Source organism: Bacillus sp. XF8, assembly GCF_017498755.1.
In the GTDB taxonomy this organism is placed as follows: Bacteria; Bacillota; Bacilli; order Bacillales; family Bacillaceae_G; genus Bacillus_A; species Bacillus_A bingmayongensis.
The window spans coordinates 1-6,513 of record NZ_JAGDQK010000078.1; the positions used below are offsets into that span (position 1 = coordinate 1).

6 protein-coding genes and 1 pseudogene are annotated in these 6,513 nt (G+C 34.3%); 2 read left to right on the forward strand and 5 right to left on the reverse strand.

All coding sequences use genetic code 11. From position 1 onward, the window contains the following. Nucleotides 1–85: 85 nt before the first annotated feature. Nucleotides 86–442: pseudogene (locus J4P91_RS27895) on the reverse strand (IS6 family transposase); the annotation flags it as partial. Nucleotides 443–776: 334 nt separating this feature from the next. Between J4P91_RS27895 and J4P91_RS27900 the strand changes: the two are divergent. After that, complete coding sequence (locus J4P91_RS27900) at nucleotides 777–1,448, forward strand: Crp/Fnr family transcriptional regulator (protein ID WP_207996680.1); 672 nt, start codon at nucleotides 777–779, stop codon at nucleotides 1,446–1,448. A 74-nt stretch (nucleotides 1,449–1,522) separates the two neighbouring features. Beyond that, nucleotides 1,523–1,888, forward strand: a complete 366-nt coding sequence (locus tag J4P91_RS27905; protein WP_017154573.1) for a carboxymuconolactone decarboxylase family protein — start codon at nucleotides 1,523–1,525, stop codon at nucleotides 1,886–1,888. A 210-nt stretch (nucleotides 1,889–2,098) separates the two neighbouring features. Here the strand turns inward: J4P91_RS27905 and J4P91_RS27910 are convergent, their stop codons facing one another. The 4 genes from J4P91_RS27910 to J4P91_RS27925 form a co-directional block, all read right to left on the reverse strand. After that, nucleotides 2,099–2,641, reverse strand: coding sequence for an AAA family ATPase (locus J4P91_RS27910; protein ID WP_207996681.1), 543 nt, complete (start codon nucleotides 2,639–2,641; stop codon nucleotides 2,099–2,101). A 48-nt stretch (nucleotides 2,642–2,689) separates the two neighbouring features. Next, the gene (locus J4P91_RS27915) at nucleotides 2,690–4,111 is read right to left on the reverse strand and encodes an IS110 family transposase (RefSeq protein ID WP_207996682.1); all 1,422 of its coding nucleotides are present in this window, start codon (nucleotides 4,109–4,111) and stop codon (nucleotides 2,690–2,692) included. Nucleotides 4,112–4,961: 850 nt separating this feature from the next. Next, on the reverse strand, nucleotides 4,962–5,150 hold the full coding sequence (locus J4P91_RS27920) for a hypothetical protein (RefSeq protein ID WP_207996683.1): 189 nt from the start codon (nucleotides 5,148–5,150) through the stop codon (nucleotides 4,962–4,964). A 210-nt stretch (nucleotides 5,151–5,360) separates the two neighbouring features. Next, nucleotides 5,361–6,311, reverse strand: coding sequence for a tyrosine-type recombinase/integrase (locus J4P91_RS27925; RefSeq protein WP_207996684.1), 951 nt, complete (start codon nucleotides 6,309–6,311; stop codon nucleotides 5,361–5,363). Nucleotides 6,312–6,513: the final 202 nt, after the last annotated feature.

A 6,513-nucleotide genomic window follows, 5' to 3' on the forward strand; every position in this document is an offset into this window, starting at 1 on the left:
CCCTCCAAGTAAAAGTGTAACATCCATGTTTATTCATGGTCTTTTTACACTGTCTACCTTAAGGGGATAATATCAGGGTAAGACCAAATCGCTTTGCAGCCTTTTGGTTTCTTGCTTTGCTTAGGTAAAAATCGATGGTACTTCCTCTCGAATCAACAGCACGATACAGGTATATCCATTGACCTTTTACTTTGATATATGTTTCATCGACTCTTCAGGAGTCATTTGTTTGTTTAAGGTGACGTCGGATTCGTTTGTCCAATTCAGGACCGTACTGATGCACCCAACGCATAATCGTTGTATGAGAAATGAATAAGCCTCATTCCTCCATCGTTTCCACTAAATCACGAAAACTGAGGTTGTACCGTAGGTACCATCTTACCGTTAACAAAATAATATCAGGCTGATAATGCTTCCATTTGAACTCATTTTCCTTTTCCATACTGATCACGCACCTTTTTTAGAGTAATATTATCAGTATGTCCAAGTTTAAGAGATTACTTGCAAGAGCTTTAGAGTTTTTGCACCAGAGCCCAACATTTGATATTGACTCATATATCTCACCATCCATATAGATTTCTAGGTTCTCTAGATACATATGATTGTGATACCATATTTCGAATTTGTACCAGAAAAATTACAATATAGAAGCATTTAGAAAAAAAGAAATCCACCCTTTCTGGTATTATTTTATTAATCCGTTAAGCAACAAAAAAGTTGTTTAATTTACCATAAAGTCGTTTAAACATGGATTTAATAAAGATTAGGAGGAACAAATGATCAGTAAACTAAATCAAGTTATAAAATGTTTCCCTTGCCTGTCCTCTATTGAAGCTAAGGAATGGAATAGAACTGATATTTCTATAGTACAAGTTCCAACCACTCCTGTAGCTTTTGCAAGGGGGCATCGCTTACACCATGCTATTTTTATTTTGGATGGCTGTGTACGCATTTATAGGGTTGGAGAAAATGGCAGGGAGATAACCCTCTATCGGGTTCAGAGCGGCGGCGTTTGTTTAATGATGATAGCTAGCATATTGGGTGATTTAGATTATGAGGCTTTTGCCGCAGTCGAAAGTGATGTTGAAGCCTTAATCATACCGGCCGAAACTTTTCGGAACTGGATACATACATACGATTCGTTAAGCAGATTTATATACGGATTATTTATTCGTAAAATGTCAACTGTGACTCAGCTTGTAGAAGAGATTGCTTTTAAAGGGATAGACGATCGGATTGCAGATTATCTCATTAAACATACCTCTCTGTATTCCGACGAGATAATCATAACCCACGAGAAGTTGTCTATTGAGTTAGGTACAGCACGGGAAGTTGTTAGCCGAACACTAAAGAAGTTCGAGAAGGAGGGACTTCTTACTTTACATCGCGGAAAAATCGTAAACATCCAACGAAAGGCTCTACAACAAAAATTTAGCCGTTTTCTGTGATATAGTTACAGAAATCCTCCTCTTTCAGATTATATGATAATGGGGACAATATTCATTAAGGAAGGAAGATCCCCATGGAAAATCTAAACGGTCTTTACAAAGGAGACGATATTCTTTATCGAAATTCTTATTTAAAACGAATTAATGAGCTTATAAAAATGGCACCAGCATCCTCAAAAGCTTTTTTAACATTTGAGAAGGAAGCGTTTGTATCTGGATTAATACCAACGAAAACAAAGGAACTTATTGCGATTGCGGTGGCTCATACGACTGGTTGTCCCTATTGTATTGATGTTCATGTAAACAAGTATAAGAAATATGGGGGAACTATGGAAGAGGTTTTGGAGGCAATTATCGTTGCATCTGCAGTAAAAGCCGGAGCAGCCTTGAGTCACGGTGTAAATGCCTTAAATGCGTATGAGAAAAACAATATGCTATAGTATATAGTGAAGTATCTTACATTAAAAATTAAATGTAGTGTAGTGTTTCTAAAATAAACTATAGTCATTAAACATAGCAAAAATCCCTGATTTCAATCAAAAAGCAGGGATTTTTTCCATTTTAATGCACTTAGGGAAATGAATAAACTATTATTGCTTATTCATAAAAAGCCCGTTAGAACATTAACGTTGCACCCTATGTAATTGGTCCTATCGACTTGAAATTACCTCGTATATTTTATCTCCAACTTTAGATACTGATAGTGTGCCATCCACAATGATGTCCGAATTCGGTTTAATGGTCTTTAGCATTTCAAGATAGCCCCGCCTACCTTGTGAAATGTAGTTTTCCATTTCAATCAAAATACTTTCATTAGAACTATTTCTAAAATCTCTTATTACTCGACGTGCCATTGCAATATCTAATGGAGTATCAATAAACACAGTTAAATCAATCAATTTACTTGTTTTAGAGTGTTTATAAGCAAACGGAAAATCAAGCAAAATGTAATCTAAAGGTTCAGAGAGTAATCCTTTTAAATCTCTAATTAAGGGAGCTAAGTTCCATTCGTCATAATTAGCTCCCTTATCAACCCAATCAATAATGTCATTAGGAACATCAAAATCATAGTCATCAAAAAATAGTGTTTTAGAATTATGTAATCTTTCGTTTAAATGTTTTGCAATTGTTGATTTCCCTCCACCAGAGACTCCAGCAATGGCAATAACAAGTGGTAGCTTTTCTTTATTCATAACATTCGCCCCTATTTTTAAATGGTCTTCTTTTAGAAACCTGCCCCGTTATTTCAATAACATAGGTTCTTGTACTTCTTCTAATTCATATACTTCATCCCACTCTATTCCACAAGCTGCCGCATGTATTTTAGGATCGTATTTCTGGCCACTTTTTAAAATTGTATAGATTAAATTTGCAATTTTACCACAAAGATGACCAATTGCCTTTTTCTTTACCATGCCTTCTTCTACTTTACGATCATAATATGCTTTGAAGACAGTTGGTTTTCGTTTTCCATTTGCTAACATCATCATAGACATCTGATAAAGTACTCGCCGTGCATCTCGAACGCCACTATATGTTTGTTTTGTTGAGCGAACTGAAGTCCCAGATTGTGAATTTTCAGCTGATACACCTAGGTATTTCTTAAATTCTTTGTATGTATTAAATCGGTCTATATCGCCAATAACACCGATTAGGGTACAAGCAATATTTTCACTTACAAAGGGAAAAGAAAGAAGTAACTCCGTATATGGATGTGAGTCGATTCCTTTTTCGGGATTTCTCCAAAGGAGATTATGAATTTCCATATCAATAAGATTAATACTTCCTTCAAGCCGTAAGGCTTCTTCTATGACCCATTTCTGCCTTCCCACTAGGTGTTCTACGGGTACTGCCACTGTATGGGGCATAATTTCAGATAGTGTTTTAGCAGCTTTTTTTGCCACATTCTTAGCTCCTGCTTTAGAAATTGCTTTATACAGTTCATCTTCCGATGATTTCTTCATGTGAAGGCCCGTAGGGTATTCTAATACTAATTTCATTACCGAAGAAGTACCCAGTTTTTTAAATGCTTTATTTAAGTCTGGGTGTGTTACTTTTAATAATTGTTGAACTTGATTTTTTCTTCGAGTTAACTGAACGTTTAAATACCATCGATCTCGCATGACCGTCCGAAATAGGGATTGTAAGACAGTTTGAGGTTTTATTAAAGTAACTCCCTGCATGTGAGGATGGAGCTGTTTATGCCATCCCATATAGGACATTACTTTGGCATCCATTGAATCTGATTTCTCTGAGATACCTAAATTATTCTTGCGAAATTCACCAACTGCTTTATTCTCCACTTGAAAGAGTTGATATCCTTCATTCAATAACACTTGCTGAACTAAATAAGAATAATGTCCACCAGTGGGTTCTAAAAGGATTAGGAAATCATCCCTGGTGATATTAAATTGTTTTTCTATTTGTTTTAAAGCCTTTAAAAACTCTGCGATTCCTGCGCTATCGGAATTAAATTTCATCGTTTTTGTTCGTTTCCAGGCAATTCCTTTAGGGTCTAAAAAAGCATCAAATTTAATACAAGAAGCTACATGAAAACTAGCCCCAATATCTATCCCAACATAAAACTGATAAAACTTACGAATATCTTGAGCTTTATCATCCGAATGATTCCCATAACTAAAAGGAGTAATCGTATTTTCCATAATTTCCCCTCCGAAAAGTAAGCAGTATGATTATATCTGACCATCCAAGTTTCTGTTAGAGCTTAAGCCCAATGTAGCATGTTAGGATTATATCACCAGATATTTAATCTCAGATTTAACAAAAGAGTCTAGACTCACTAGCTCCATACACTTTTAGAGTTTCAACTGCACACTATTCACTATATTTATTTTAAATTCTCTCTATATAGTCTATTAAACAGGAGTATTCGACATTAACCATAATATTCCTTTTAAAAAAATAAAAAACCTGTCGAGTTGACAGGGTTATCCGTTGTTTTATATTAAAATTAATGTGCAGTGCCATCTTTCTAATTGAATGGAGTGCCTCACATCAATATTAGAGGTCTATGAAAATAGCCCCAGTCCAGTTATGGTCGGAACCACCTAAAGGTCACTGCACAATTATATAATATCGTATCTAGTAAGAGAAATAAACCAATGTCCTCAAACAACTATCAAAGTTTCTATAAAGAACTCACGTTTAATTTAAAGGTACACTGGTTCTCCTTAAATTATATATTAATTATTCTCCTAATTCATTATTATTCATCTTACAACTATAAATTATAGACTTAATTCAGTAGCATGTAGTCTATAAAAAAAGTACATTCTTTTCTTAAAGCACTACAGAAACAACTATATTTTAACCCCGTCCTAAATTTAGAACGAGGTTATGCTTGTTTTAGGTTTTAAAATTTAATAGCTTTATTGTCTTTTTACAGGTGTACCGCCAGCATTTTGGAAAATAACCACGTTAAGTAAATTTCGACAAACAAAGAACCAGAATTACAAAATTAAAGACCACTTGCAGAAATCTGTGGTCTTTTTCTTATTTCATTTTGGACGGATATTTCCAATCCTGTTTTTTCTTAGTAACAGTTGAAGGAATTTCTCTTTTTTGATTTTGCTTTTCTATATTTTTTAACGATGTATGCATTTGTTCTACTTGCTCTTTTACTTCTTTTAGTTCCAGTTTCATTTCCATAAGTAACCGTAAAATAGCATCTCCTTTATTCATTACAACATACTCCCTTCGTTTTCTGTCATTTCTTTTTTATAAGCTGAATTTGAAAAATATCTGATTCCTTTATACCTAGAACTCGCATTTCATCTTTAAACGTTCTCCATGATTCAACATTAATGGATTTTGTACTTCTATCCCTTAATGTGTACACTCTCATGTACTGTAGCTTCTGTTTCTTATTTCTTTCCACACGGTCTTCCCCCGTTATTTTTGATTGATGTAATCATAATACCTTTTTAACGAAAGTTTAGATTTAAAACCTACCTGTTTTATTATTTTGGACTCTGAAACTTGATGTTCAATAAGTCTTAAGATGAACGTGTTCCGTAAATGTTGCGCTGAAATACCTTTACGTAAATTTGCTCGAGCAACTTCAAGTCGAATCATCTTTTGAACAGCAATTTCTGTTAAAGCTTTTGGTGCATCATTTTCATATACCCAACGAAATGTATTTCGAGTATAATCGAATGCCACAAATAGTGGATCAGTACTATGATATTTTGGACGAACAGGTTCAGGTATGATTTTATAATAGCTAAATAATCGCTTTTTATCATCTTCACTTAATACAATCTCTCTTTCTATCCCTGTTATTCCTGGAACTGTGAGAGTATTATTCTCAAAATGAACATGCTTCATTTGTAATCCCACAAGCTCTTGTAGTGATAGTCCATAGTTCAGAAGTAAATGTACAATAGAAATGTTTCGATCCTGTAGTATTGGACGAACAGAACGTTGTTTCTCCGTTAATCCTTCCAATGAAGTTAAAATATAGTTTAACCTTTTTTCTTCTTTTTTCGAGATAAAGTCCTCATCACGCAGCGCACGATTGGGTTGAATACTCAATTGCATCTCTTCTAACGGGTTTGGCAGTTGTAAATACTGATACAGTCTATTTAAGACAATATAGACACGATGCATTGTTTTATCAGAGTACTGACGTTGCTGTTTTAAATCATAGAAATACGCTTCATAATCCTTTGTACCAAGCTTCGTCCATATATTATGTTGTGGGAGTTTTTTTAATTTTTGCAACCAATGGCCAAAATCTTCAATATCATAAACATATCGTTTAATTGTAGAAGGTTTTCTACCTTTATTTAATAAAAAAGAAGCAAAATGTTGTACTGTATCTTGGAATTCTTTTGTTGGCATAACTTTATCATCCTAATTTTTCTTTTAGTATATCAAATTTTACACATATTCTACCTACCTATTCATCTACTAAAAAATATGCAAAAAAAAGATAAGACCAGGAATGGTCTTACCCCCGTCAAGTGGACAGCTGTAAAAAAAGACTATGCAGCCATCGAGATTCGATATTCAATCGGAGCTCGATGGTTAAGCCTTTTTTGGA